This is a genomic window from Curtobacterium sp. CFBP9011 (assembly GCF_034045095.1).
Classification (GTDB): Bacteria; Actinomycetota; Actinomycetes; order Actinomycetales; family Microbacteriaceae; genus Curtobacterium.
This window is the reverse complement of the sequence record NZ_JAXCWN010000010.1, coordinates 41,828-67,542: the sequence shown is the minus strand read 5'-3', so window position 1 is coordinate 67,542 and position 25,715 is coordinate 41,828. Positions and strand designations below refer to the sequence as shown.

Genomic DNA, 25,715 nt, shown 5'->3' with positions numbered 1-25,715 from the left:
CGCGACAAGGGGCTGCGGGGCACTCTTGCGCGTTCGCGCAAGCCACTGCGGGAGTGCGGGACTCGCGCTTTCCGGACCTGTGCGGTCTGCGGGTTCCGGCAGCCCGCACGACCGCGGAACGGCCGACTCCACCCCCTGTACAACGATGTACCGCGTCCGCCAGCATGGGGTCATGAACGCGCACCTCGGCAACGACGCCGCTCCCGTCCTCCCGCTCGCCAGTCGTCAGGACGGCGAGTACCCGCGTCCGCAGATGATGCGCTCCCGCTGGGCGGACCTCGACGGCACCTGGTCCTTCCGCAACACCGGCGACGACCCCGCGTGGCGGAACGGGTTCCCGGACGCTCGCGACATCCGGGTGCCGTTCCCACCGGAGTCCGTCGCCTCGGGCATCGACGAGCCGGGCTTCCACCCGGTGGTCTGGTACTCGCGGCAGATCACGGCGGCGGACCTGACTGCGGCCGGGTTCGGGGCGGACGCACCTCGCGTGCTGGTGCACTTCGGCGCGGTCGACCACCGGGCGCGGGTCTGGATCGACGGGCAGTTCATCGGCGAGCACGAGGGCGGTCACACCCCCTTCACCCTCGACGTGACCGAGGCGCTCGCCGGCGCCCCGAACACCGACGGCGACACCGACACCGACACCGGGACCGGGACCGGCAACTCCGGCACCGACGCCGGGACCGGGACCGGCAACTCCGGCACCGACGCCGGGACCGGGACCGGGACCGGCAACTCCGGCACCGACACCGGTAGCACCGGCACCGGCGGCACGACGTCCCACACCCTCGTGGTCCGCGCCGAGGACGACCCGCACGACCTCACCCAGCCCCGCGGCAAGCAGGACTGGCACGAGCAGGCGCACGACATCTGGTACCGCCGCACCACCGGGATCTGGCAGACCGTCTGGCTCGAGGCCGTCCCGACGACCGCGATCCACTCGCTGCGCTGGACGAACGTCGACCACGAGACGATGCGGCTGACCGTCCGGCTGACGGGCGAGCACCCGGCCGGCACGCGCCTCCGGGTCGAGGCGACCTGGACGGAGCACGACCAGCACCTCGCCACGGTCGAGACCACCGTCGGCCCGACCGCGCACGAGTGCGAGCTGGTCGTGCCGATCGCCCGCCAGGCGAACGGTCAGGCGGAGCAGGAGCTGCAGTGGAGCCCGGACACACCACGCCTGGTGGACGCGGTCGTCACCCTGGTGACACCGACCGGGACTGCCGCCGACGCCGTGAGCTCGTACTTCGGCGTCCGCACCACGCGGATCGGCGGTGGCCGGTTCCTGCTCAACGACCGCAGCATCGACGTGCGGAGCGTGCTCAACCAGGGCTACTGGCCGGACTCGCACCTGACCGCGCCGACGCGGCAGGCCCTCCGCCGCGAGGTCGAGCTCATCAAGGAGCTCGGGTTCAACGCCGCCCGGAACCACCAGAAGATCGAGGACCCGCGCTTCCTGTACTGGGCGGATCGACTGGGCCTGATGGTCTGGGGCGAAGCCCCCGGCGCCTACGCGTTCTCGCCCACCGCGGTGCAGCGGCTGATGCGCGAGTGGATGGACGCCGTGGAGCGCGATGCCTCCCACCCCTCGATCGTGACCTGGGTGCCGGCGAACGAGAGCTGGGGCGTCCAGCACATCGCCACCGATCCGGCGCAGCAGGCCTACGCCCGAGCGCTGGCAGACGTCACCCGGGCTCTCGACGCGACCCGGCCGGTGATCTCCAACGACGGCTGGGAGCACCCGGACTCGGACATCCTCTCGGTGCACGACTACGAGGGCAATGGCGACCGTCTGGCGCAGACCTACGCCGACGACGCGGCTCGGACCCGTCTGCTCGCGGGCCTCGGGCCGGCCGACCGGCTGATCCTGGTGGGCGGCGCGGTGGACCGTGGGCAGCCGGTGATGTTGACCGAGTTCGGCGGGGTGAACCACCAACCCGTCGCGCAGCGCGACGACGCGTGGGGCTACACGACGGCGGCGGACGGCGACGACTGGATCGCCCGCGTCACGGCGCTGTACGACGCCGTCCGCGCGAGTTCGTTCCTGGCCGGCAGCTGCTGGACGCAGCTCACCGACACGATGCAGGAGACGAACGGGCTCCTCAACGCGGACCGGACCCCGAAGGAGCCCATCGAGCGGATCCGCCGGGCGGTCCTCGGACACTGACCGACCCCGGACCCGATCCGAGCACAGGACCGGAACCGGCACCGGAACCGGCACCGGCACCGGCACCGGACCAGGAACCGACGACGGACCCGGACACGACGACGGACGGGAGGCCCGCGACCAGCTGGTCACGGGCCTCCCGTCCGTCATCACGACAGCCCGGCGGGCCGCCGCCGTGCAGCGATCCGGCTACTGCGCCAGGAAGCGCAGCACCGCCTCGTTCCACTCGTCGCGGTGCGACGCGAGGACGCCGTGCGGCCCACCCTCGATGACGTGGACCTGCGCGTTCGGGATCGCCTCGGCGGTCCGCTTGCCGGAGACCTCGAACGGGACGATCCCGTCGGCGTCACCGTGGATGACGAGCGTCGGCACGTCCACCTTCGTCAGGTCGTCCCGGAAGTCCGTCGTCGCGAACGCGACGGTGCAGTCGAGCGTGCCCTTCGGCGACGCGAGCTCCGCGATCGCCAGGTCGTAGGCGCGCTGGTCATCGCTGACGAGCGGCTTGTGCGTCAACGACACCGTGCCGCCGGCCGTGTAGAACTTGTCGACGAACTCGTGCAGGAACGCCGGACGGTCGCCGGTGATGCCGTTCGCGAACCAGTCCGCCAGGCCCTGGTCGACGCCGCCGTCCGGGTTCTCGTCCGACTTCCACAGGTACGGCGGCACCGCGCTGGCGAAGACGAGCTTGGCGACCTTGCCGGTGCCGTAGGTGGAGACGTAGCGGGCGAGTTCGCCGCCGCCCATCGAGAACCCGATGAGGGTGACGTCCGAGAGGCCGAGCTCGGTGATCAGCTTGTCGAGGTCCGCGGCGAACGTGTCGTAGTCGTAGCCGCCCCACGGCTGCGACGACTGGCCGAAGCCGCGACGGTCGTAGGCGATGACCCGGTGGCCGGCTGCGACGAGCGCGGGGACCTGACCCTCCCATGACCGGCCGGACAGCGGCCACCCGTGGATCAGGACGACCGGGGCACCAGTGCCGAAGTCGTCGTAGTGCAGGTCGATGTCGTGCCCGTTCTCGGCTCCGACGGTGATGAACGGCATGGTGCCTCCAGGTGGTTTGTGTCCAGGGAACGACCGCGATGCAACGCCCGGCCGCTGGACGTGGCCTGGCCGTCGTGCGGCGAGTGGACACCACCGGGTCTGGGAGGATCGTGCGCGTGACGGACCTGCTGGAGACGACCCGGGCCTCCGCGCCGACCCGCCTCCGTCGGACGGTCACGGCCGTCCTGGAGGCACACTCCAGCAGGTGGACCACTCCCCTGCTGCTGTGGCTGGCCTCCCGCGTGGTCAGCACGCTGCTGCTCGGCACCGTCTACCTGCTGGCGACCGCGAACGGCTGGCACTTCGCCTCGTACCGCCGCGGTCCGTCGTTCGCGACGTTCTCCGGGTCGTGGGACGCGTCCTTCTACCGGACCATCGCCGAACACGGGTACCCACGCGTCCTGCCGACCGACGGCTCCGGCCACGTGGTGCCGAACCCGTGGGCGTTCCTGCCGGTGTTCCCCGGGGTGGTGCGTGCGGTGATGTCCGTGACCGGCGTCTCGTTCTGGGTGGCCGGGGTCCTGGTCGCGACGGTCTGCGGTGCAGGCGCGTGTGTGGTCCTGTTCCGGCTCGTGCTGGCGGTCGCCGATGCCCGACGTGCCCGATGGGCGACGGCGCTCTTCGCGTTCGGCGCGACCGGGTACCTGCTGCAGGTCGCCTACGCCGAGAGCATGTTCCTGCTGCTGCTGTTCGGGGCGCTGCTCGCCCTGGTCCGGCGGTGCTACTGGCTGGTGGCGGTGCTCGGGGTGGTCGCCGCCTTCACCCGGCCGGGGGTGCTGGCGCTGGCGGTGGCGCTCGCGGTGCACCTGGTCGTGCGCTGGGTCGCCGACCGATCCGTCGCCGGTGGCCCCGTTGGCGGAGCCCCCGTCGTGCGCGGACGTGGGACGTTCCCGTGGCGGGAGCGTGTGGCGGTCGTCGTCGCCGGGCTGGTGGTGGCCGCGGCCGGACTCGCCTGGCCGGTCGTGGCGTCGGCGGTCACCGGGCGCCCGGGCGCGTACCTGGACACGGAGCTGTCCTGGTGGGTCGGGTTCGTCGGCCGGGTCGACTTCACCCCGCTGACGCCGTGGTTCCTGATGGCCGGGCGGTGGCTCGGGCCGGCGGGGCTCGTCCTCGTGGTGGTGGTGCTCGCGGCCGCGGCGTGGTTCCTCGGGCGACGGGACGTCCGGGCGCTCGGCCCGGAGGTGCTCGGCTTCGTCGTCGCCTACGTGGCCTACCTGGTCGCGGTGTTCCTGCCGCAGCAGAGCCTGCCGCGGCTGCTCATGCCGGCCGCGCCGCTGCTCGGGTCGGACGTGTTCCTGGCGACGCGACGCCGGGCGGTCGGCTGGCTCGTCACGGGCGTGTGCCTGCAGGCCGTCGCGGTCGTGCTGCTCTGGTTCCTCGGGTTCCCCTGACGCGCCCCGCGTCGGGTGGCTCCGGCGCGCCCCGCGCTGGGTGCTTCGGGCGCGCTCCGCGTCGGGTGCTCCAGGCGCGCCCCGTCGGGTGACGTCGGGCCTTCTACGCGTCGAACGTGTGGAACCAGGCGGTGCCGCCCGGGTGCTGCACGGTGATCATCTCGTCGAGGTCGCGGTACGGCCCGTCCTGGTTGTGGCTCGCCGACTTGATGCGGATCGTGCCGTCGGACTCGGTGAACACCTCGGACACGATGGTCGTGTGATCCGGCGAGCCGTTCGCGTTCCAGTCGAACATGACGATGTCGCCGACCTTGACGTGCTGTCGCTCGTCGGACGTCCGCCGCGTCAACCCGAACGTCGACGCGTTCTGGTCGAGCCACGGGTCCATCGCCGGGCAGTAGGTCCAGGTGGCGGAGTGCTCCGCGCCACCGGCCCGGTTGTACCAGTCGCTGCGCTGCTGCCACCCGCGGGCCTGCAGCGTCTGGTTCACGTAGTTCGCGCAGTCCCCGCCGATCGGGTTCATCGTGCCGTACTCGGCGGTGTTGTAGTCCGACCAGTGCCGCATGGCGTACTGCAGCTGCCGGTCGACGTCGGTCTTCGCGGCGTAGGCCACCGTCGTGGTCGCGACCGCGGAACTCGCATCCGGCACGGCAGCCGTCGTCGGGGTGGGCGTCGCCGTCGTGGAGTCCTGGGTCGCACCGACCTGGCCGTCGTTGGCCGCGCTGCCGTTGCCGTCCGAAGTCTGGTTCGCCGAGGGCACCGGACGGACCGCGGTCGTGAACAGTGCGACGTCCGCCGATCCCGCCGTGTACATCGCCTGGTGCGGGGCCGTGAAGGTGACCGTCGTGGCGGTGGCCGACACGTCGCGTGCGGCGACACCGCCGACCGTGACGCCCGCCACCGAGGCCAGCCCGGTGCCGGTGACCGTCACGGTGACACCGCCGGCGAGCGGGACCTCCGCAGGCCGCACGGACGTGGCGGTCGGCTTCGCGGCAGCCTCCTCCGTCGGGCTGGAGGCGCCCCCCGAGCCCGCAGCGCCGGAACCGCGAGCCGCCGAGGACGACCCGGCACCCGGTCCGTCCGACGAGCAGGCAGCGGCGACGAAGCCGACACCGGTGATGCCGGCGAGGGACAGGAGGGTGCGGCGCGTGATCGGGGCAGTCATGACGTGTCCCAGGCTAGGCGACGCGGTCGGAGATCTGCCGACCGACTCGGCCGCCCCGCACGGAAGCCCCCGGTCAGGCGTCAGGGGTCGGCTGCGTCGCGGTGATGTTGACGAGCCAGGTCACGCCGAACCGGTCCGTCGCCATGCCGAACTCGTCACCCCACGGCGCCTGGGTCAACGGCTCGAGCACGGTCCCGCCGTCGGAGAGCGCCGTGAAGTAGCCGCGGAGGTCGTCAGCGTCGTCGCCGTCACCCGAGAGCGACATCGAGATGTTGTTCGTCTCCGACCGGCTCATCGACGACGGGGTGTCCGACGCCATGAGCGCGTAGCCCCGCGTCGTCTCGAGCTGGCCGTGCATGACCTTGTCGGCGTCCGCCGGGTCCTGCACGGCACCCATCTCGGCGAACGTGCCGATACGGAGGACCCCACCGAACACCGAGTGGTAGAACTCCAGCGCCTGCCGGGCGTCGTCGCGGAAGCCGAGGTACGGGTTCAGTCGTGAGGTCATGATGGGCTCCTTCGTCCGGGGCTCATCGTGCCAGCGAGCTCGGGCGGCCGCAAGGACGCTCGACGACGACGCACGAGCACGGCCGGACCCGGCTGGATCAGGTGCAGGAGACGTCGCGGTCGATCGTCGTCGACCCGAACGCGGTGACGTACTGGGTCATCACGGTCTTCCCACCCGCCAGTCCCGCACCGGAGCACGCCTTCTGGGCTGCCGCGAGCGTGCCCGGACCGATGGCGATCCAGCTGCTGCGGCCGTACGCCGTACTGGTCTTCGGGACGACGCCGGCGACGGTCGCCCACTGGCTGGACGTCGAGTAGAACCCGATGGTCGTCGCTCCGCCGCTCTGCAGCCCGGCGATCATGCCCTCGAGCACGGTCCGGTTCAGGCTGGTGTCGGCCTGGTGGGAGAACTGCGTCTCGACGTCGATCCACCAGCGGTGCGAGCCGGGGGTCGCGACCCCGCGCTTCGTCGTGTCGTCGCCGCCGAGGGCGTACCCGTAGAGGAACGAGCACGCCGGGCTGTTCTGCGGCTTCCCGCCGTCACGGGTCGAGCACGACCCGTACGGGTTCTTCGGGGCGTACCCCTTGAAGGTGTTCGACGTCGGCCAGGCCGAGGCGGCCGCGGCGGCGGGGTTGGCGAAGAGGACGTAGAGCTGGGCTGTCGGCTGGGCCGTGCCACCGGCGGCGAGTGCCGCCCAGGAGAGCTGGCTGCTCAGGCACGGGTTCGTGGTGTTCGCGAGCTCGCCGTTCACCCCGACGATGCCGAACGCGTGGTCGGTGGGCAGGGCCGAACCGCACTGCGGCCAGGACACGTCCGCCCCGGTGCCGACGCCGGAGGACCCGTCGACGAAGTAGCCGACCGCGTCCAGGTTCACCGTACCGGTGCCGGCCTTCGCACGAACCTGCACGGTGCCGGTCGGTGCGATCGGCACCGACGCGGTCCCGGCGAGCGACTGCGACTTGGCGACCACCTGTGTCGAAGCGACGACCGCGCCGACGGAACCGACGTGGAACCAGCCGGCGGCGGAGAGCCCCGTGGTCCGGGCGGTGAGGACCGCAGCCCGCGCAGTCAGCGGGACGCCGCCAGCGCCCGCGACCCGCACCTGCTGCAGGGTCGACTTCACGGCGACCGACGCGACCCGTGCCCCGTCCGCCGGGACGAACACCAGTCCGGACGTGCTCGTCGACCAGTAGCCGGCGACGGTCACGGTGACACCCGAGGCGACCCCGGAGGTGCGCACGTCGACGGCGCCGCTGGCGGGCAGCCGGACGGTCGCGGTGTTCGTGATCGACAGCCCCTTCGCCGGGAACGCCTGGGTGACGGCGGCTCGGTCGGCCACCCCCTGCGGGGTGATGCTGACGCTGCCGGCCGCTGCGGGGTTGCTGACCCGGACGTCGAGGACCGCGGCGGTCGCCCCGGCCGGGACACCGGCACGACCGGTGACCTGGACGGTGGTGGGCGTCGTCGCCGCGACGTTGCCGGCGAGCAGCGCCGTGGGCGTCACGGGCGTGTAGGTGGAACCGCTGCTGCCGTACGAGCCGGCGACGACCAGCGAGACGGTCGCCGTGCCGGCGGAGAGCACGACCTGCACACGCCCGCCGGAGACCGCGACGGTCGTGCTGCCGGCGACCGTCCGGCCGCGGACGTAGTCCTGCAGCGGCGGGCGCGCGGTGCTGCCCACCGGCACCACCGAGACCACGCCGGCCGCGGAGGGCGCGGCGACCTGCACGACGAGTGTCGCGGCGGTCGCCGACGCGGGGATGCCCGGTAGCGTCACCGTCGTCGGCGTCGTGCGGGCGGTGCCGGTCCAGACGGTCGGTGCGGCGAGTGGCGTGTAGCGCCCGTAGGCCGGAGCGGTCGTCGCCGCAGCGGCCGTGCCCGTCGTCCCGGCCGCGACGGGTGTGGTCGGCACCACGGCGGAGGCCGACGCGACCGGGACGACGACGAGTCCGACAGAGACGACGGCCGCGGCTGCGATGGTCGCGAGCGCTCGTGTGAAGCGGTGCATGGCACTCCCCTGGTGTCTGCCCGGTCCGGGCGCAGCAGGAGTCTAGGCGCAGGGTGTGACGCGCCGACAGCCCCAGGACGGGACCTGTGGGAAGCCGGGTACCGAGGGCACGAACACGTCAGGCCCGGAACCGGGCGGTTCCGAGCCTGTGGTGGATCGTGCTGCTTCTTGGTGGAGCTAAGGGGATTCGAACCCCTGACCTTCTCATTGCGAACGAGACGCGCTACCAACTGCGCCATAGCCCCAAGTGCTCGACCACGATAGCACCGCGGTGCAGCGATCCGAAATCGGGCCGCGGCGGTCGGGCGTGCCGCTACCGGTCAGACGGCGCGACGTCGACGCATGATCGCGTCGAGGTCGGTCTGCCCGTACGCGTCGTCGCCGATCACACCCATCCCGGCCCAGCGGCTCGGCGCGGACGGGGCCTCGGGCTCGGGTGCGGACCCAGTCGCCTCCGGGTCGGACGCCACCTCCGGGCCGGCCGCCGGCGCCGCCCGCAGGCCGAGCCGCTCCGCCAGCCGTCCCTGGTCGTGCGACGACAGTGCCGCCGCGGCCTCCTCGACGTCGGCCCGCATCCGCGACACCCGTGCGAGCGACGGGTCGGACTCGCCGGCCCGGATCGCAGCGGCTTCGGCCTCGGCCTCGGCCTTCGCCTTCGCGACCCGCTCCCGCAGCCGCGCGGCGAGCTCGGCCGACGACTCCGGCGACGGCTCGGGCGCGACCGGGGCCTGCACGTACAGCGGCTTCGGGACGGCTCCGGGTGTCCAGGTGCGTTCGGCCGGCGCGGCCTCGGGCTGCTCGGTCGACAGGGGCGGTGCGGGGTCGGTCCAGGTGCTGGCCGGACGGGAGGCACGACGCTGCTCCGGCGCACCGGCTGCGGCCCGACGACGCCGTGCGGTCGCCACCTGCTGCAGTTGCGCGAGCACCGCGGCGGACCCCCCGGCCGCGACCAGTCCGGCGACGGCGAGGATCCAGGCCCCGGGCGCGGCGACCAGGACGACGAGTGCCGTGACGAGTCCGAGCGTGCCGAGGATCGTGGCACCGAGGCGGGAGCGACGCATCCGCATCGCGGTCAGTGCGGGCACGGAGGACACCTGCTCGAGGACGGGCGCCTGGGCTGCCAGACGACGGGTGATCTCGCGCTGCCGTGCGGCCTCGTGGGCGCGGACGATGGCGGCGCGCTTGGCCTCTTCCGACCGGGCGACGCGCTGCGCCTCGGCGAGGGACTTCGCGTTCATCTCGACCCGCACCTCGTCCGGCAGCTCGGCGGTCTGCGCCAGGATGCGGAGGGTCTGCTGCAGTCGGATGGCGTTCCGCTCGGTCGCCAGGTACTCGCGTCTCGCTGCCCACGCGGGCATCAGGTACACGACCCAGAGCACTGCCGCCACGAGCAGCACGACGCCGCCGCCCCAGGTCCCGAATCCCATGGGGCAACGGTAGGGGGAGCGCACCGCCGGGACGCCCATTGCCGGGAGCGTGTCGAGCGAGTCGTGACGGATCCGTCGGACGGAGGGCGGGCCTCCCGACCGACAGCCGTGTCAGGAGGACCGGCGGCTGCGGACCGGCTCAGCCATGCGGCGAGACGGGGAGCGGCACGGCCGCTTCGTCCCAGGCGTCCTCGGGCACGCGCCCGGTGCCGAGCGGGACCTGCCCGCGGACCCAGCGGTCGAGGACGCCGTCACGTACCTCTTCGCCGACGAGACCGAAACAGAAGTGGTCCCGCCAGTCGCCGTTGATGTGGATGTACCGGCGACGGAGACCCTCGTACCGGAAACCGAGCTTCTCGACGACGCGGAGGCTCGGCGCGTTCTCCGGACGGATGCAGATCTCGAGACGGTGGATGCCGACGACGCGGAAGCAGTGGTCCGCTGCCAGGGCGACCGCGGTCGGGGTCACGTTGTGGCCGGCCGCGTCCTGCACGACCCAGTACCCGATCGACGCGCTGGCGAGCGAGCCGTACGTGATCCCGGACACGTTGAGCTGACCGACGAACCGACCGTCCAGTTCCATCGCGAACGGGAGGCCCAACCCGGCCCGGGCGTTCGCCTGCAGTGCTCGGATGCTCCCGCGGACGTCCGAGGACGCCATGCCGGAGGGGTTCGTCGCCTCCCAGGTGCGGAGCCAGGAGCGGTTGCCGGCGAGCGCGAGGTCGAGGTCGCGGGAGTCACGGACCCGGAGGGGGCGGATGGTGACCCGCCCGTGGGTGAGGGTCGGGATCGTCGTCATCGCTTCTGGTTCCTCCGGGGTCCCGATCTCGTCGGGACGGGTGTCCCGCACGGGCCCGGGTGCACCGGACCCGTGCGGGATGGGTCGACTCATTCGCCCGCGTTGAACTCCTTGAGCCAGGACTTGAGGTCCGGCCCGAGGTCCGCACGGTCCGAGGCGAGCTGCACGATCGCCTTGATGTAGTCGAGTTTGTCACCGGTGTCGTAGCGGCGTCCACGGAACACGACGCCGTACACGCCCCCTGTCCATTCCTCGGCGCTGGCCATCTTCATGAGCGCGTCGGTCAGCTGGATCTCGCCGCCCTTGCCGGGCTCCTGCTTCTCGAGGACGTCGAAGACCTCGGGGCGGATCACGTAGCGGCCGATGATGGCCAGGTTCGAGGGGGCCTCGCCCTGCGCCGGCTTCTCGACCAGGCCGGTGATCTTCACGACGTCGTCGGTGTCGGTCGGCTCGACCGTCGCGATGCCGTAGAGGTGGGTCTGCGACTCCGGGACCTCGAGGAGGGCGACGATCGTGGCGTTCTTCTCGCCCTGGACCTCGATCATGCGCTTCAGCAGCGGGTCACGGGCGTCGATGATGTCGTCGCCGAGGAGCACGGCGAACGGCTCGCGGCCGACGTGCATCTTCGCGCGGAGCACCGCGTGGCCGAGGCCGAGCGGGTCGCCCTGCCGGACGTAGTGCATGTCCGCGAGATCGGTCGACTGGTTGACCTTCTGCAGCTTCTCGTGGTCGCCCTTCTTCCGGAGGGTCTCCTCGAGTTCGGACACGTGGTCGAAGTGGTTCTCGAGCGCGTTCTTGTTGCGCCCGGTGATCATGAGGACGTCGGTGAGACCCGCGTCCACGGCCTCTTCCACGACGTACTGGATGGCCGGCTTGTCGACGACGGGGAGCATCTCCTTCGGCATCGCCTTGGTCGCGGGGAGGAAGCGCGTGCCCAGCCCTGCAGCGGGGATCACGGCCTTCGAAATCTGGAAGCCCATGCAGCGACCGTATCCGATCCCCTTTTCCGAGGCATGTCAACGGATAGGGGGACACCGAGATCGGCGGGAAGCCGCATCACCCGTGATCGCTACACTCGTCGCCATGACCGCCGATCTCGGGAACGAGAAGCGTGCCCTGCGAGCCGACCTCCGGCAGCGGCGGCGCAGCCGGACCTCGACCGAACGCGACACCGACTCCCTGTCCCTCACCGCGACCCTGCAGCGGTTCGTCGAGGAGCGGCAGATCGCCTCGGTCGCCGTCTACCTCTCGGCGCCCGACGAACCCGACGTCCGGCCGTTCCTCAACTGGGCGTTCGACCAGGGCATCCGCGTGCTCCTTCCCGTCACCCGCGAGGACGGGCTGCTCGACTGGGCGGTCGGCGACGGCACCTCCGAGCGCGAGGGCCTGTTCGGGATGCCGGAGGTCGTCGGCGAGGTCCTCTCCCCCCTCGCGATCAACGACGTCGACGCGATCCTCACCCCGGCCGCCGCGGTCGGCCACGACGGTGTCCGGATGGGCTGGGGCCGGGGCTACTACGACAAGACGCTCGGGTCCATGGCGAAGCGCCCGCCCGTCTATGCTGTGGTGTTCGATGCGGAGTACCTCGACGAGGTCCCGCGCGAAGCCCACGACGAACCCGTGGACGGCATCATCACGCCGTCGCGCATCATCACGTTCCGGAGCTGACGTGCCCACCTACTCGTACCGCTGCACCGAGTGCGACAACGCGTTCGACATCAAGCAGTCGTTCTCCGACGCCACCCTGACCGAGTGCCCGGTCTGCGGCGGGGTCCTGCGCAAGGTCTTCTCGCCGGTCGGCGTGACCTTCAACGGGGGCGGCTTCTACCGGACGGACTCGCGGCCGGCGCCGAAGAGCGAGGGCGGGGGCGGCTCGGGGTCGAGCTCGTCCGGGTCATCGGCGTCCGGGTCCTCCGGGTCCTCCGCTTCCGGGTCGTCTGCTTCCGGGGCGTCCGGCTCCGGGTCGTCCGCGAGCAAGCCGAGCACCTCGAGCGCAGGATCGTCGGCCTCGGGATCCTGACCGACTCCGCGCCCGCTGGATAGGTTGGAGCGGGTCACCACACGGTGGCCGTCCACGACAGAAGGGGGGCTCACGTGAAGGGCTTCAAGGAGTTCCTGCTCCGCGGCAACGTCATCGACCTGGCCGTCGCGGTCGTCATCGGTGCGGCGTTCACCGCCATCGTCACGACGATCGTGAACTCGCTCATCAACCCGCTCATCGGTGCGGTGTTCAACGCGTCGAGCCTCGACAGAGCGTTGATCTGGAAGATCCCGACCGTCTCCGGCGGCAGCGCGGACATCCTGTTCGGCGCGATGATCGGCGCCGTCCTGAACTTCGTCATCGTCGCCGCGGTCGTGTACTTCGCCCTCGTGGTGCCGGTGAACCACCTGAAGAAGGTCGCGTTCGACCGGGTGAAGAAGAACGAGGAGCAGACGCCGCAGGACGTCCCGCCGACCGACGTCGAGGTGCTGCTCGAGATCCGCGACCTGCTCCGTCGACAGGGTGGTGACGAGGCGTCCGTGCCGACCGGCGGTGGCGCCCACGTCGCACCGTCGACCGCTCCCGAGGGTCCCGGCATCGCCGGCTCGACCAAGCTGTAGGGCGCAGCCGCCCCCGCCGAACGGTCACGACACCCCGTCGGCCCGACGCCGAGCGGTCACGACACCCCGTTCCGCCGGAAGGTGAACCGGGTGTCGTGACCAGTCGAGGGTGCCACGCGGGCGTGGCGGGCGTCAGCCGGGCCTCCCGTGGGTCGCACGTCAGGCCGGAGCGACCCCTACCGAGTGGTCACGACACCCCGCTGGCATAGCGCCGAGCGGTCACGACACCCCGTCGAGCCGGAAGGTGAACGGGGTGTCGTGACCGCTCGGCGGAGGGACGCGGGCGCGCCGGGGGGGCGCCGCGCGCGCCGGAGGCACCTACGCCGGGGCGCGCTGCGTCCGGTGCTTCCGGGACATCTCCGCCGCGTACTGCAGCCCGGCCAGGACGTGTCCGACCGTGCCGAGCCAGACGAACACGAGCGCCACGTTCCGGATCCAGTGGTGGTCCACCGCGACCGAGGTGGACGAGAACAGCAGCACCGGCAGCCCGACGAACAGCAGCGCCGAGCGGATCTTGCCGGTCCACGTCACGCGGAGGCCCGGGTTGCCGCGGAACCACGCACTCGACAGGGCGAGCAGTGCCAGGTCGACCGCGACCACGATGACGACGACGATCCACGGCAGCAACCCGACCAGCACGAGGGACAGCACGATCGCGACGATCGCCAGCCGGTCCGCGATCGGGTCGAGGGCCTTGCCGAGCTCGGACTCCTGGTGCAGGCGGCGGGCCAGGAACCCGTCCGCCCAGTCGCTGACGCCGAGGACGACCAGCGAGGTCAGCGCCCATCCGGGGTGGCCGGCGACGACGAGCGCCACGTAGACCGGGATGAGGACGAACCGCACCATCGTGATGAGGTTCGGCCACGTCTGCCAGTCGGGCCGGGTCCGCCGGGAGGGCTCCGTCATCACACGCTTCCGTTCGGGGTTCAGGACCCCCAGCGTACCGGTCAGCCCCAGTGCGGCGGCCGGTCGCGGAGGAGCCGGTCGTCGTTCTCCCCCGTCCCGTGTCGCGGGGGCTCGGGTGACGGGGTCGGGTCGCTGCCGGGGACGGGCCTGGTGGTGACGCGACGGCCGGACCGGACGACACCGACGGACGGCGCGGGCGCCGTGTCCTCGACCCCCTGCTGGACGGGAGGCTCGGCTGCGGTCGGCTGCGCGCCTCCCGTCCGTGGGGTGGTCGCTTCCGGCGTCCACGCACCGGTGAGCTGCTCCGTGGTCGACGTGACCGGGCCGGCCGGGCGCGCAGCCCGACGGGAGGGCCGAGCGGTCACGAGCGGCCGGAGCGGCAGGCGCCGACGGTCACGAACGGGACGGTGACGCTCATCGGCGTGCGGGGACCGGGGGGATCGAGATCTCCTGGGTGGCGCCGCGGTCGACGCCGAGCACCTGCGCGACCGTGTTCGCGACCCGGTCCGGGTCGGAGAACAGCTGGAACGCGTGCACGCGGACGTAGTGCCAGCCGAGACGGCGGAGCACCTCGGGCCGGAGGCGCAGCGACTCGCGCAGCGACCCCTTCACCAGCGACGCGTCGGTCTCGATCGTGACGCAGACCCCGCCGTGTGCGGCGACCAGGCCGAGCTTGCCGCGGTGGCCGAGCGCGACCGGGATGCCGCGCATCTCGAGTCGACGGGCCAGGTCGACGAGCAGCGGGTCGGAGTCGTCCGGCACGTACTCGGCGGTGGTGCGGGCGCGGACCTCGGCCAGGATCTCGGCGAGGGCGACAGTGCCGTGGCCCATCCGCTCGGCCTCGATGTCGGACGGCTGGAAGCACGTCACGATCACCATCGACCGGCGGGCACGGGTCATGGCGACGGCGAGCAGACGCTCCCCGCCGGGCTTGCCGAGCGGGCCGAAGTCGCGCAGGACGCGGCCGTGCGGGGTCCGGCCGTAGCCGATCGAGAACACGACGCGGTCACGGCTCTGCGCGACGGACTGCTCGAGCGTCGCGACGATGAACGGCTCGGGACGGTCGCCGATCACGAACTCGGTGAGGTCCTTGTGGCCCTGCGCGGCGGCGAGGACGGCCTGCTCGACCCGGACCGCGTGCTTCGCCGAGGCCGTGATGACCATGAGCGACTCGGTCGGCCGGGTACGGGCGTGTTCGATGACGTGACGGACGACACGGTCCACCTCGGCGTCGACGCTCTCGACGGCACCGGACTCCGGGTCCGGCACGGCCTTGCCCTCGCTGACGTAGTCGAGCGCGATCGACCCGTGGCCGAGGAACGAGCCGGCCCAGGGCAGCGACTCGATCCGGCCGCCGTAGAAGCGACGGTTGACGAGCTCCGCCAGGTCCTCGCCGCCGGCCCGGTACGAGCGGGTCAGCGACAGGGTCGGCAGCAGCGTGGACAGCTTCGCCAGGGCGGAGTCCGCGTGCAGGGCGTCGAGGGTCTGTTCGTCGACCTGCAGGGCGCGGTGCTCCGGGTCCACGGCGATGCGGAACGGCGACGGCGTCTGCGTGACGGGGTCGCCGAAGACGACGGTCTGGCGGGCACGACGGACGGCACCGACGGTCTCGGCGATGGTGACGGCGCCGGCGTCGACGAGGATCACCGTGTCGAACGGCATCGTGTCCGCGATCTGCGCGACCTCGTACGGCGAGGCGAGCCACACCGGGGCGATGGCGCGGGACAGGTGCGGTGCCGAGTCGTGCAGCAGGCGGGAGGTAATCGCGCCGTCGCGGAGCTGGCTCTTCAGCGCGGCGGACTCCTCCGGCCAGTCGACGAGCCCGACCTTCCAGTTCTCGGCGAGCTGCCACGCGAGGCCCTGGGACACCCCGGCCGCGTGCGCGTCGTCGACGAGTCGGAAGTCGGCCTCGACCCGGTCGAGCATGTCGGTGTTCGCGCCGAGCAGTGCCCGGTCGGACTCCAGCATGGTCTCGAGCGCGGACTGCCACCAGGCGAGTTCGAGCTCGGCGGGCACCTGCACGTCGGGGACGTGCCGGTTCGCCAGGTCGGTGAGGAGCGGCTCGAGCTGCAGGTCGCGGAGCGTCTGCATGAGCTCGGTGCGCTCCTGCAGGTTGTGCAGGACGTCGGACTCGGCGGCGAGCTCGGCGATCGTCGGCACGAGGCGCTCGATCGGCAGGTTCGCGAGCTGCTGGTCACGGCTGGCGCGGCCGAGCGGCTCGTCGAGACGCGCGAGGTCCTCGACGACGTTCGAGAACAGCACCTGGACGTCGGCGATGCCCGTGGGGACCTCGGGGTTCACGCCGGCGGCGACGTAGCGCTGCCAGAGGACCCGCTGCTGCTGGACACGGGTGAGCGCCTCGTGCAGGTCGGAGACGTGGACGCCCGGTCGGACGTACTCACGAGCGAGCTTCTTCAGCCGGCGCCGGTTCGTGCTCGACATCGGCGCGCCCTCGCCCCGGGGTGCGGTGGCGGCGACGAGCTCGGACACCGACCGGTCGAAGACGATCGGCAGGAAGCGGTCGAGGGTGTCGCGGATCTCGGTGAGCAGGCGCAGGTAGATGCCGAGCTCGTTGATCGTCGTGAACTGCCGCATGTGCGTCGACGCGACCAGGTCGTGCGCACGCTGCAGCAGGGCAGGCAACGATCCGCCGTCGAGCTCCTGCGCCGTCGCGTGGGCGCGCTGGGCACCATCGCTCGAGTTGAACTTCGCGCCGTACCAGGGCGAGTCGTCCGGGCCGTAGCGGAACTCACCGAGGTTGGCGGCGCTGACCATGGTCTCGGCGACGCGGGCGCGGCCGGACACCATCGACACGACGGACTGCTTGGACAACCGGGCCGTGGTGGAGGGGGCGACCGGCAGCAGGGACAGCCGCGACAGCTCGACCAGGCAGTCGAGCACGCTGACGCCGAAGTCCGGGTCGGTGCGGGTCAGGGCGCCGCGGTAGTCGGTGAGGACCTTGCGGAGCCGGACCAGGGCGTCGTCGACCTCGCGGAGGTTCGGGCGGCTGGCCTTCTCGTTGCGGGCGATGGCCCGGACGACGTCCCGGCGCAGGGTGCCCGGCGTGACGGCGACGCCCGGCAGGTGCACCTCGCCGAAGCGGGCCGCGATGCCGCGGAGGGTCGCACGGCGCGGGCTGACCACGAGCACGCGCTTGTTCGCCGCGACCAGTCCGCCCAGGGCGTTCACGATCGTCTGCGTGCCACCGGTGCCGGGCAGGGTCTTCACGACGATGGAGTTGCCGGCCGTGATCTGTGCGATCACGTTCTCCTGCTCGTCGTCGGCGTCGAGCAGGAGCGTGTCCGTCTCCGGGCTGCGCTCGTCCGAGGGGGTCTGCTCGACCGGGTGGTACGACTGCTCGACCTGCCACTTGGCGCTGGGGTTGCCGGCGAGGGCGTCGAGCACGGGGTGTGCCAGGTCGTCGGTGTCCTCGACGAGCCCGGTCGCGACCTCGGCGAACGTCGACACGACCAGTCGGGCGTGGACGGCGAAGCCGGGGATGTGCGCGGTGAGACCACGGAGGCGGTCGATCACCGGGTTCGGCGTGAACGAGCCGTCCTGCTGCGCGAGGGCGACGAACGACTGCGCGTCGAGGGTCACCCCGAACTGCTCGCGGAGGGCGTCGGACAGGCCCGGGTTCAGGACGGGTTCGCCGAGCAGGCGGACCTCGAAGTCCCGACCGTGGCGGCGGATCGCCAGCGGGCGGAGCAGGACGGGGCCGCGGAAGTGCTCGTCGCCGTGCTGCCAGTCGGCGATGCCGATGCCGAGCTTCACCGCGTCGATGCCCCGGACCGTCGCGAGCTCGGTGCCCTTCGCCTCGACGTGCCCGGCGGCGACGCGGGCCGCCCGGAGCGCCACCTCGTCGCGGATCAGGCTGGAGAGCAGGGTCGTCTTGCCGGTGATGAACTGGGCGAGGCCGCCCGGGTGCGTCGTCGACAGCTCGATGCGGCCGCGCGGGTGGTCGGCGAAGTGCACGAGCGGGCTGGTGCCCCCGACGCCGGCGAGCTGCTCGCGCCAGGCGTCCCACGCGGGCTCGGCGGCGTTGCCCGCGGTGAGACGCGGGTCGCCGAGGCTGATCGCGTGCGGGCTGGTGACCTGGAGTTCGGGGCGCAGCGCGGACCGTTCGTCGGGCAGGTCCGTGCCCTCCGTCGCATCGCCGTCGACCGAGGCGTCGTCGTTCGTCACGTCGTCCTCATCGCCGGTCGTCCTGTCCACTCGCCACACACGCCCACTGTAGGCGGAAGCGTCGTGGCACTCCGGCAATGAGCGCGCGGTTCCGGGTTTTCGCCCGGTCGCCCCGCCCGCCACACCGCGGCCGGACGCGCGGGTGTGGTACCAACGGTGCATGGCCATCGACGACCGAACCGCTCCGTCCGCCCCTGCCGTCTCCCGGCGTCGATCGGTCCCCGCCGAGATCTCGCGCTCGTGGCTGCTGGTCGCCGGCACCGCCGAGGACCGCTTCGACGGTGCCACCCGGTCCCGCGCCGACCAGGTGATCCTGGACATCGAGGACGCCGTCGACCCCGCTGCGAAGCCCGCCGCCCGGTCCACCGTCGCCGCCTGGCTGGCCGGTTCCGGCGAGGCCTGGGTGCGGGTCAACGACGTCACGACGGACTTCTGGGAGGACGACCTCGAGGAACTGCGCGGCCTGCCGGGTCTGCAGGGCGTGATGCTCGCGAAGACCGAGAGCCCCGCCCAGGTCACCGACACCTGGCACCGTCTGGGCGGCCACACGCCGGTCATCGCCCTGGTCGAGTCCGCGGTCGGCATCGAGGACGCGACGAGCATCGCGAAGGCCCAGGGTGCGTTCCGCCTGGCGTTCGGCAGCGGCGACTACCGCCGCGACACCGGCACGAGCGCGGACACCCTGGCGATGGCGTACCCCCGCTCGCGCCTGGTGGTGGCGTCCCGCGTCGGTGACCTGCCCGGCCCGATCGACGGTCCGACCGTGGGCTCGTCGCACCCCATCCTCCGCGAGCAGTCGCAGGTCGCGGTGTCGCTCGGCCTGACCGGCAAGCTCTGCCTGGACACCGAGCAGCTGCCCGTCATCAACGAGGTCATCTCCCCCACGCCGACCGACGTCGCCTGGGCGCAGGACTTCCTGGACGACTTCGAAGCCCGCGGGCGCGTCATCCGCGACGGTTCGGACCTGCCGCGCCTGGGTCGTGCCCAGAAGATCCAGCGCCTCGCCCAGGCGTTCGGGGTGGAGCCCCGGTAGGACGGTCCCATGACCTGGTCGAACGTCCCCGGATCCGGACCCGAGCACCACCGCACGCCCCACGACGGCGACGCACAGCCGTGGGGCCCGGGCGCCCAGCGCGCCACGGACGCCGAGCGTGCCGCGTGGGAGCAGGGGGCGACCTCGCTGTTCCCGCCCGGCAGGATCGCCGACCGGGTCTCCACCGTCCTGCTGCTCGTGGCGGGCGCGGTCCTCACCGCCGTCGCGGCCGTCGCGGCCGTCATCGCGGTCGCATCCGCGGCGACGTCCTGCGGCACGGGTGCGTCCTGCAGTGCGGGCGGGCTCGTCGGCGGTGCCGTCCTGGCTGTCGGCGGGGCCTTCGTGGTCGGCGTCGTGACGCTGGTGTTCGCGGTGCGGGCCTGGATCCGCCGTCGGACGTCGTGGTGGATCGCCGGGATCGGCTTCGTCCTGGCCGTCGCGGCCGTCACCTGGGGCACCGTGCTCTTCGTGCAGACCCTCGACGACCAGGGCGTCGGCCGGGGCGCCTCCGTCGCGACCGCGCAGCTGCCCACCACCTGACCGGTCCTCCCCTGGACGCCGGGCCGACCCCCGGGCGCATGCTGGGCGCATGAAGCAACGAGTCATCGGAGACACGTCCGTCAGCGCCATCGGACTCGGCGGCATGCCGATGTCCATCGAGGGGCGGCCGGACGAACGGCGCTCCGTCGCCACCATCCACGCCGCCCTCGAGGCCGGCGTCACCCTCATCGACACCGCCGACGCGTACCACCTGGCCGCGCACGACGAGGTCGGACACAACGAGGAGCTCATCGCGAAGGCCGTCCGGGAGTACTCGGGCGACACCTCCGCGGTCCTCATCGCGACCAAGGGCGGCCACCTCCGCCCCGAGGCCGGTGCGTGGGCGCAGAACGGCGACCCGGCGTACCTCAAGGAGGCGGCGAAGGCCTCCGCGAAGCGCCTCGGCGTCGACGCGATCGGCCTCTACCAGTTCCACCGCCCGGACCCGGCCGTGCCGTACGCGGACTCGGTCGGGGCACTCGCCGAGCTGCTCGACGAGGGCGTCATCCGGATGGCCGGCATCTCGAACGCCACCGCCGACCAGATCCGGGAGGCCAACGAGGTCCTCGGCGGTCGTCTCGCCTCGGTGCAGAACCGGTTCTCGCCGGTGTTCCGCTCGAGTGAGCCGGAACTCGAGCTCTGCGACGAGATGGGCATCGCGTTCCTGCCGTGGAGCCCCCTCGGTGGCATCGGCGGCGCGGCGGACCTCGGCACCACGGCCGAGGAGTTCGCCTTCCTCGCCCGGGAGCGCGACGTCACCCCGCAGGTCATCGCCCTGGCGTGGGAGCTCGCGAAGAGCGACGTCGTCGTCCCGATCCCGGGAGCGTCCCGCCCGCAGTCGATCCTCGACTCCGTCACGGCGGCGACCGTCAAGCTTCGGCCCGAAGAGGTCGACCGGCTCGACGCGTCACGACCGGACCAGGCGGAGTAGCCGGCCGACGGCACGACGCACCACGGGCCTCCCGGCCGGACAGCCGGGAGGCCCGTGGTGCGTTCAGCGACGCGGGTCGCGTCCGAGGACGCGCAGGTCGTGTGTCACGACGCGCAGGTCGTGTGTCAGGACGCGCAGGTCTTGTCGAAGTCGGTGCCGGCGGTCTGGACCGCAGTGGCGGACGACTGGAACGCGGACAGGTCGGCGGACTTCGGGTCCTTGGTGATCGCCTCGAGGCGGGTCACCATGTCGCCGTAGGCGCTCTGGAACGCCTCGGCCTTGCCCTTGACCTCGGTGTTCGTCACCGCGGCGACGCCGTCGTCGATGCTCGAGTCCAGCTCCTTGAGCTTCGCGACCGCGGCGGCCGGGTCGGACTGCAGCTTCGCGGCTTGGGACTGCAGGCCCTCGGCGGCGGAGCGGACCTTGCTCTCGAAGGCCTGGCAGGCGTCGGCCTTGGACTGCGTGCCGGACGCGCCGGCGGCCTCCGTCGGCGCGCTCGACGATCCGCTCGAGTTCGCACCCGTCGTCGCCCCCTGCGACGCCGAGCCCGTCCCGGTCGTGCTGCCGCCCGCGGAACAGCCGGTGAGCAGGACCGCGGCGAGTGCGGCGGTGGCGAAGACGGTGAGGTGCTTCGTGGACATGGGATCCCCCGTGAGTTCGCGACGTGTCCCTGATCGGACACGTTCGCGACCGACAGTACCGACGGCTGCCTCCGGGCGGCCGGGCGGGCCCGGCTTCGCGGTTCGACAGCCGCCGGCGGGCGCGTACGGTCGAGGGATGCGTGCCATCACCTTCTCCCAGCCCGGCGACGTCGACGTCCTGACCCTCGGCGACCTGCCCGACCCGGTCCCCGGCGACGGCGAGGTCCTCGTCGAGGTCGCCGCCGCCGGCGTGAACAACGCCGACCTGCAGCAGCGCCAGGGGAACTACCCGCCGCCGCCCGGGGCCTCGGACGTGCTCGGGCTCGAGGTGTCCGGCACCGTCCGTGCCCTCGGCACCGGCGTCACGGACTGGGCGGTCGGCGACCGGGTGTGTGCGCTGCTCAGCGGCGGCGGGTACGCCTCGCTCGCCGTGGTCCCGCAGGCGCAGCTGCTGCCGGTGCCGGACGACCTGGACCTGGTGGCGGCCGCCGGGCTGCCCGAGGCGGCCTGCACGGTGTACTCGAACATCGGGATGCTCGCCGGACTCCGACCGGGCCAGACCCTGCTCGTGCACGGCGGTACCGGTGGGATGGGGTCGCATGCGGTGCTCTGGGCGAAGGCACTCGGTGCGCGGGTGATCGCGACCTCGGGCGGCGAGCGGAAGGTCCGGGCCTCCCGGGAGCTCGGCGCGGACCTGGTGATCGACCACCGGGACGAGGACTTCGTCGAGCGCGCCCTCGCCTTCACGGACGGTGTCGGGGTGGACGTGGTCCTCGACGTCGTGGGCCCGTCGTACCTGCACCGGAACCTCGAGGTCCTCGCACCGAACGGACACCTGGCGATCATCGCCGCGGGTGCCAGGGCGGATGCGACCCTGCCGATCGGCCAGCTCATGCGGAAGCGGGCGACCGTGAGCGGGACGACGCTCCGGGCTCGTCCCGCTGCCGAGAAGGCCGAGATCGTCGCGGCCGTCCGGCGGCACGTCTGGCCGTTCGTCGAGGACGGACGGGTGCGTCCGGTGATCGACGCCGTGGTGCCGATCGCGGACGCAGCGGAGGCGCACCGCCGGCTCGCCTCCGGCGACGTCATCGGGAAACTGCTGCTGGCCATCTGAGGACATCACATGCGAGATGTCGCCAGGTCGCTGCTCCACGATGGGCGGGTCCGACCCCTCCCTGAAGGAGCACCATGTCCCCTCGCACCCTCCGCACCCGTCTCCTCGCATCGGCGCTCACCGCCGCCGCGGTGACCGGAGCCGTCCTCAGCGCCACGCCCGCATCGGCGTCCAACGCGATCATCCCGACCCCCTCCGTCCAGCTGGTCGACAACCGCCCGGTGGTCGAAGGGGTCATCGGGGAGTTCGTGTTCCAGGTCGACCAGCACGACTTCCCGGTCCGCGTGCACGCCGAACCGGGCGACCTGCGCATCACCGACGAGGACGGCACCGAGCTCTGCACGGTCAGCGCTGCCGACTTCGAGCGCGACGACTGCCAGGTCCGTGGCCTCGGCCCCGGCAACCACCAGATCACCGCGACCGTGACCAACCGATGGGGCACGGTGTCGTCGGCACCCGTGGCCCTGGAGTCCTACGCACCTCCGCTCCCCGCGCGCAGCGTCGAGCGGGAAGCGTCCGCACCGGTCGCCGTCAGCTCGATCCGCACCTCGCCCCTGATGGGTGGCTACGCCGCCATCACGCTCCGGACCACGCCGGGCGCCCACCCGACCAGCGTCGTCATCCGTGACGAACGGCGCGGGCTCGCCGGCGGTGTCGTCGACGGAGAGAAGACGTTCTTCGCCCGTGGGATCGGCTCCGGCACGACGGTCCTGACCGTGACGGTCGACAGCAAGACCGTGCTGCAGTTCCCCGTCACCGTCTGATCACTCCGTCCCTGGTGCGTCACGCGCTCAGGCAGCGTGCACGCGTGCCAGGAACGCGCGGAGAGCCGGGTGCTGCGGGTCGTCGAAGACCGCGGCGGGAGCGCCCTGCTCGACGACCTCGCCACGGTGCAGGAACACGATCCGGTCGGCGACGTTCCGCGCGAAGTGCATCTCGTGCGTGGTCATGAGGATCGTCGACCCCTGCTGCTTGAGCTCGGTCACCAGGTCGAGGACCTCGCCCACGAGCTGCGGGTCGAGTGCGCTCGTCACCTCGTCGAGCAGGAGCAGCTCCGGGTCCGACGCGATGGCGCGCACGATCGCGACGCGCTGCTGCTGCCCGCCGGAGAGCCGGTCCGGGAACGCCGCGGCGAAGTCTCCGAGTCCGATCCGGTCGAGCAGCCGGCGCGCGTTCGCCTCGGCCTCCGGACGGGAGGCGCGGTGCACCTTCCGCGAGGCCAGCGTCACGTTGTCCAGGACGCTCATGTGCGGGAACAGGTTGAACTGCTGGAAGACGACGCCGATCCGGGCGCGTGTGGCGTCCACGTCGACACGGGGGTCCGAGACGTCCTCGCCCTGCAACAGCACCTGACCGTCGTCGATCCCCTCGAGCAGGTTCACGGTCTTCAGCAGCGTCGACTTGCCAGAGCCGGAGGCCCCGATGACGCAGATGACCTCGTGGCGGTGCACGGCCAGGTCGATGCCACGCAGGACCTCCTGGTCGCCGAACGACTTGCGCAGGCCGCGCAGTTCGAGGACGGGAGCGGTCGTGTCGGTCACACCGCGCCTCCGATCTGTTCGCGCTGCTGCTGCTTCCGGGCGATCGCGTCGGTGACCCGGATCAGCGGCAGGCTGATGAGCACGAAGAGCAGGCCCGCCACCAGGTACGGCGTGAAGTTCGTCTGCTCCGCCTGGGCGATCTGGGCGCTGCGGACCGCGTCCACGGCGCCCAGGATCGAGACGAGCCCGACGTCCTTCTGCATGGAGACGAAGTCGTTCATGAGCGCCGGCGTGACCTTGCGGATCGCCTGCGGCAGCACGACCAACCGCAACGTCTGCGCGTGGGACAGGCCGAGCGACCGGGCGGCCAGGCGCTGGGACGGGTGCACGGCCTCCATCCCGGCCCGGAGCACCTCGGCGACGTACGACGAGTACGTCAGAACGATCGCGATCGTCCCCCAGAACTCGGGTGCCAGCCGCGGGAAGACACCGAGACCGGGCAGGCCGAAGCCGACCAGGTACAGCACGATGATGAGCGGAAGGCCGCGGAACAGGTCCGTGTAGCCGGTCGCCAGCATCCGCAGGGGGAAGAAGACCGGGTTGCGGAGGCCACGGACGACGGCGAGCAGGGTGCCGAGCACGGCGACGCCGATGCTGGCGGCGAACAGGATCCGGACGTTCAGCCAGAGGCCGAGCAGGATGTCCGGCAGCGTCTCCCAGGCGACCTGCGGGTCGAAGAACGACTGCTGGACGGCCGCCCACCCGGGGGTGTTGACGATGCCGATCCACGCCAGCACCACGACCACCAGGGTCGAGACGACGGAGACGGTGACGGACCGGCGTCCGCGCTGCCGACGGTAGAGCTGGCGTTCGCGTTCGACCTGGCTCGGTGCCGGCGTGACCAGCGGCGTGCCGGCCCCTGCGGGCGACGTCATGCCCGCGTCACTTCAGGACCGGGGTGTTCGTCTCGGAGGACAGCCACTTCGTCTGCAGGTCCTGCAGCGTGCCGTCGCCCTCGAGGGACTTGAGTGCCGCGTCGACCTTCGGCGTGAGCTTCGAGCCCTTCGGCAGGACGATGCCGAACTGGTCGCCGGTACCGTCGGCCGGGAACTGCGCCGACACCGTGCCGCCCTTCACCTGCGATGCGCTGATGTAGAAGGCCGTCGGCAGGTCCGTGACGATGGCGTCGATCTGGCCCGACTGCAGCGCGAGGACGGCGTCGTCGTTGGAGTTGAAGACCTGCGGGGTGACACCGAGCACGTCCTTGACGCTCTGGATGCTCGTCGAGCCGGCCGCGACGCCGATCGTGTCCTTCTTCAGTGCGGCGACGGTGGTGTCATCGGCGGCGGCGGACGCCTTCTTCGTCACGACCGCCTGCGTGGTCGTGTAGTACGCGGACGACATGTCCACGGCCTTCTTGCGCTTTGCGTTGATCGAGAACTGCTGCAGGTTGAGGTCCCAGTCCTTCGCACCCGGCGCGATGGCGCTGTCGAAGGTGCTGCGCTTCCAGACCACGTCGCCCTTGCCGTAGCCCATCTCCTTCGCGACGGCGTAGGCCAGGGCGGCCTCGAAGCCCTTGCCGGACTGCGGCTCGTCGTCCTCGACCCAGGGTGAGTACGCGGGCTGGCCGGTGGCGATCGTGAGCTTGCCGTCGGTCACGGTGCCGGCGGGGTTGTCACCACCACCGGACGAGCAGCCGGCGAGGGCGGTCGCGGCGACGAGGGCCGTGGCGAGGGCGATGGTCAGGCGGAGGGGTCGGGTCACGGTCTGGCCT

General features: G+C 72.1%; 23 protein-coding genes and 1 tRNA gene. 10 read left to right on the top strand and 14 right to left on the bottom strand.

What is annotated here, in order from left to right:
- Positions 1-172: 172 nt before the first annotated feature.
- The gene (locus SOM35_RS16305; RefSeq protein WP_320516191.1) at positions 173-2,170 is read left to right on the top strand and encodes a glycoside hydrolase family 2 protein; all 1,998 of its coding nucleotides are present in this window, start codon (positions 173-175) and stop codon (positions 2,168-2,170) included.
- Between the two features lie 189 nt (positions 2,171-2,359).
- Here the strand turns inward: SOM35_RS16305 and SOM35_RS16300 are convergent, their stop codons facing one another.
- Positions 2,360-3,211 (bottom strand): alpha/beta fold hydrolase, encoded by an 852-nt coding sequence (locus SOM35_RS16300; protein WP_221850493.1) that lies wholly within the window; start codon positions 3,209-3,211, stop codon positions 2,360-2,362.
- A gap of 116 nt (positions 3,212-3,327) precedes the next feature.
- Here SOM35_RS16300 and SOM35_RS16295 point away from each other — a divergent pair, with 116 nt between their 5' ends.
- Positions 3,328-4,602 carry a hypothetical protein gene (locus SOM35_RS16295; RefSeq protein WP_320516190.1) on the top strand — a complete coding sequence of 425 codons (1,275 nt, stop codon included), beginning with the start codon at positions 3,328-3,330 and terminating at the stop codon, positions 4,600-4,602.
- 103 nt (positions 4,603-4,705) lie between these two features.
- Here SOM35_RS16295 and SOM35_RS16290 read toward each other — a convergent pair whose 3' ends face one another.
- The 7 genes from SOM35_RS16290 to galU all read right to left on the bottom strand — a co-directional run bounded on the left by SOM35_RS16290 (position 4,706) and on the right by galU (position 11,489).
- Complete coding sequence (locus SOM35_RS16290) at positions 4,706-5,767, bottom strand: amidase domain-containing protein (RefSeq protein ID WP_320516189.1); 1,062 nt, start codon at positions 5,765-5,767, stop codon at positions 4,706-4,708.
- Between the two features lie 73 nt (positions 5,768-5,840).
- Entirely contained in the window at positions 5,841-6,275 is a 435-nt protein-coding gene (locus tag SOM35_RS16285; RefSeq protein WP_320516188.1) for a VOC family protein, read from the bottom strand.
- A 97-nt stretch (positions 6,276-6,372) separates the two neighbouring features.
- A complete protein-coding gene (locus tag SOM35_RS16280; RefSeq protein WP_320516187.1) occupies positions 6,373-8,283 on the bottom strand; it encodes a hypothetical protein in 1,911 nt (636 codons plus the stop codon).
- A 169-nt stretch (positions 8,284-8,452) separates the two neighbouring features.
- A tRNA-Ala gene (locus SOM35_RS16275) sits at positions 8,453-8,528 on the bottom strand.
- Between the two features lie 75 nt (positions 8,529-8,603).
- On the bottom strand, positions 8,604-9,710 hold the full coding sequence (locus SOM35_RS16270; protein ID WP_320516186.1) for a hypothetical protein: 1,107 nt from the start codon (positions 9,708-9,710) through the stop codon (positions 8,604-8,606).
- A 139-nt stretch (positions 9,711-9,849) separates the two neighbouring features.
- Positions 9,850-10,509, bottom strand: a complete 660-nt coding sequence (locus tag SOM35_RS16265) for a GNAT family N-acetyltransferase (RefSeq protein WP_111074169.1) — start codon at positions 10,507-10,509, stop codon at positions 9,850-9,852.
- A gap of 89 nt (positions 10,510-10,598) precedes the next feature.
- A complete protein-coding gene (gene galU, locus SOM35_RS16260; RefSeq protein WP_111073746.1) occupies positions 10,599-11,489 on the bottom strand; it encodes a UTP--glucose-1-phosphate uridylyltransferase GalU in 891 nt (296 codons plus the stop codon).
- Positions 11,490-11,592: 103 nt separating this feature from the next.
- Between galU and SOM35_RS16255 the strand changes: the two genes are divergently transcribed.
- The 3 genes from SOM35_RS16255 (at position 11,593) to mscL (ending at position 13,110) form a co-directional block, all read left to right on the top strand.
- Complete coding sequence (locus SOM35_RS16255; protein WP_320516185.1) at positions 11,593-12,177, top strand: 5-formyltetrahydrofolate cyclo-ligase; 585 nt, start codon at positions 11,593-11,595, stop codon at positions 12,175-12,177.
- 1 nt (position 12,178) lies between these two features.
- Positions 12,179-12,529, top strand: coding sequence for an FmdB family zinc ribbon protein (locus tag SOM35_RS16250; protein WP_320516184.1), 351 nt, complete (start codon positions 12,179-12,181; stop codon positions 12,527-12,529).
- Between the two features lie 74 nt (positions 12,530-12,603).
- Positions 12,604-13,110, top strand: a complete 507-nt coding sequence (gene mscL, locus SOM35_RS16245; protein WP_320516183.1) for a large conductance mechanosensitive channel protein MscL — start codon at positions 12,604-12,606, stop codon at positions 13,108-13,110.
- Positions 13,111-13,428: 318 nt separating this feature from the next.
- Here the strand turns inward: mscL and SOM35_RS16240 are convergent, their stop codons facing one another.
- Positions 13,429-14,016, bottom strand: coding sequence for a CDP-alcohol phosphatidyltransferase family protein (locus SOM35_RS16240; RefSeq protein WP_320516182.1), 588 nt, complete (start codon positions 14,014-14,016; stop codon positions 13,429-13,431).
- Positions 14,017-14,430: 414 nt separating this feature from the next.
- Positions 14,431-18,201, bottom strand: coding sequence for an AAA family ATPase (locus SOM35_RS16235; RefSeq protein WP_414648587.1), 3,771 nt, complete (start codon positions 18,199-18,201; stop codon positions 14,431-14,433).
- 160 nt (positions 18,202-18,361) lie between these two features.
- Here SOM35_RS16235 and SOM35_RS16230 point away from each other — a divergent pair, with 160 nt between their 5' ends.
- The 3 genes from SOM35_RS16230 to SOM35_RS16220 are packed head-to-tail and all read left to right on the top strand — an operon-like array spanning position 18,362 to position 20,705.
- Positions 18,362-19,234, top strand: coding sequence for an HpcH/HpaI aldolase/citrate lyase family protein (locus SOM35_RS16230; RefSeq protein ID WP_221850485.1), 873 nt, complete (start codon positions 18,362-18,364; stop codon positions 19,232-19,234).
- A 9-nt stretch (positions 19,235-19,243) separates the two neighbouring features.
- On the top strand, positions 19,244-19,774 hold the full coding sequence (locus tag SOM35_RS16225; protein ID WP_320516181.1) for a DUF6264 family protein: 531 nt from the start codon (positions 19,244-19,246) through the stop codon (positions 19,772-19,774).
- 49 nt (positions 19,775-19,823) lie between these two features.
- On the top strand, positions 19,824-20,705 hold the full coding sequence (locus SOM35_RS16220; protein WP_320516180.1) for an aldo/keto reductase: 882 nt from the start codon (positions 19,824-19,826) through the stop codon (positions 20,703-20,705).
- Positions 20,706-20,830: 125 nt separating this feature from the next.
- Here the strand turns inward: SOM35_RS16220 and SOM35_RS16215 are convergent, their stop codons facing one another.
- Positions 20,831-21,346, bottom strand: coding sequence for a hypothetical protein (locus SOM35_RS16215; RefSeq protein WP_320516179.1), 516 nt, complete (start codon positions 21,344-21,346; stop codon positions 20,831-20,833).
- 136 nt (positions 21,347-21,482) lie between these two features.
- Here SOM35_RS16215 and SOM35_RS16210 point away from each other — a divergent pair, with 136 nt between their 5' ends.
- Both SOM35_RS16210 and SOM35_RS16205 read left to right on the top strand, forming a co-directional pair.
- Positions 21,483-22,460, top strand: a complete 978-nt coding sequence (locus tag SOM35_RS16210; protein WP_320516178.1) for an NAD(P)H-quinone oxidoreductase — start codon at positions 21,483-21,485, stop codon at positions 22,458-22,460.
- 74 nt (positions 22,461-22,534) lie between these two features.
- The gene (locus tag SOM35_RS16205) at positions 22,535-23,224 is read left to right on the top strand and encodes a hypothetical protein (protein ID WP_320516177.1); all 690 of its coding nucleotides are present in this window, start codon (positions 22,535-22,537) and stop codon (positions 23,222-23,224) included.
- 27 nt (positions 23,225-23,251) lie between these two features.
- Here the strand turns inward: SOM35_RS16205 and SOM35_RS16200 are convergent, their stop codons facing one another.
- The 3 genes from SOM35_RS16200 to SOM35_RS16190 are packed head-to-tail and all read right to left on the bottom strand — an operon-like array spanning position 23,252 to position 25,705.
- Positions 23,252-24,001: an amino acid ABC transporter ATP-binding protein gene (locus SOM35_RS16200; RefSeq protein WP_320516176.1), complete on the bottom strand. Its 750-nt coding sequence runs from the start codon at positions 23,999-24,001 to the stop codon at positions 23,252-23,254.
- Positions 23,998-24,876 (bottom strand): amino acid ABC transporter permease, encoded by an 879-nt coding sequence (locus SOM35_RS16195; protein WP_320516175.1) that lies wholly within the window; start codon positions 24,874-24,876, stop codon positions 23,998-24,000. The genes SOM35_RS16200 and SOM35_RS16195 overlap by 4 nt, the downstream gene beginning before the upstream one ends.
- 7 nt (positions 24,877-24,883) lie before the next feature.
- Positions 24,884-25,705: an ABC transporter substrate-binding protein gene (locus SOM35_RS16190; RefSeq protein ID WP_320516174.1), complete on the bottom strand. Its 822-nt coding sequence runs from the start codon at positions 25,703-25,705 to the stop codon at positions 24,884-24,886.
- Between the last annotated feature and the right edge of the window lie 10 nt (positions 25,706-25,715).

Coding starts and splice junctions, on each gene's coding strand:
- SOM35_RS16305 (WP_320516191.1), top strand. CDS start 173: ATGAACGCGCACCTCGGCAACGACGCCGCTCCCGTCCTCCCGCTCGCC.
- SOM35_RS16300 (WP_221850493.1), bottom strand. CDS start 3,211: ATGCCGTTCATCACCGTCGGAGCCGAGAACGGGCACGACATCGACCTG.
- SOM35_RS16290 (WP_320516189.1), bottom strand. CDS start 5,767: ATGACTGCCCCGATCACGCGCCGCACCCTCCTGTCCCTCGCCGGCATC.
- SOM35_RS16285 (WP_320516188.1), bottom strand. CDS start 6,275: ATGACCTCACGACTGAACCCGTACCTCGGCTTCCGCGACGACGCCCGG.
- SOM35_RS16280 (WP_320516187.1), bottom strand. CDS start 8,283: ATGCACCGCTTCACACGAGCGCTCGCGACCATCGCAGCCGCGGCCGTC.
- SOM35_RS16270 (WP_320516186.1), bottom strand. CDS start 9,710: ATGGGATTCGGGACCTGGGGCGGCGGCGTCGTGCTGCTCGTGGCGGCA.
- SOM35_RS16265 (WP_111074169.1), bottom strand. CDS start 10,509: ATGACGACGATCCCGACCCTCACCCACGGGCGGGTCACCATCCGCCCC.
- galU (WP_111073746.1), bottom strand. CDS start 11,489: ATGGGCTTCCAGATTTCGAAGGCCGTGATCCCCGCTGCAGGGCTGGGC.
- SOM35_RS16255 (WP_320516185.1), top strand. CDS start 11,593: ATGACCGCCGATCTCGGGAACGAGAAGCGTGCCCTGCGAGCCGACCTC.
- SOM35_RS16240 (WP_320516182.1), bottom strand. CDS start 14,016: ATGACGGAGCCCTCCCGGCGGACCCGGCCCGACTGGCAGACGTGGCCG.
- SOM35_RS16230 (WP_221850485.1), top strand. CDS start 18,362: ATGGCCATCGACGACCGAACCGCTCCGTCCGCCCCTGCCGTCTCCCGG.
- SOM35_RS16225 (WP_320516181.1), top strand. CDS start 19,244: ATGACCTGGTCGAACGTCCCCGGATCCGGACCCGAGCACCACCGCACG.
- SOM35_RS16220 (WP_320516180.1), top strand. CDS start 19,824: ATGAAGCAACGAGTCATCGGAGACACGTCCGTCAGCGCCATCGGACTC.
- SOM35_RS16215 (WP_320516179.1), bottom strand. CDS start 21,346: ATGTCCACGAAGCACCTCACCGTCTTCGCCACCGCCGCACTCGCCGCG.
- SOM35_RS16210 (WP_320516178.1), top strand. CDS start 21,483: ATGCGTGCCATCACCTTCTCCCAGCCCGGCGACGTCGACGTCCTGACC.
- SOM35_RS16205 (WP_320516177.1), top strand. CDS start 22,535: ATGTCCCCTCGCACCCTCCGCACCCGTCTCCTCGCATCGGCGCTCACC.
- SOM35_RS16195 (WP_320516175.1), bottom strand. CDS start 24,876: ATGACGTCGCCCGCAGGGGCCGGCACGCCGCTGGTCACGCCGGCACCG.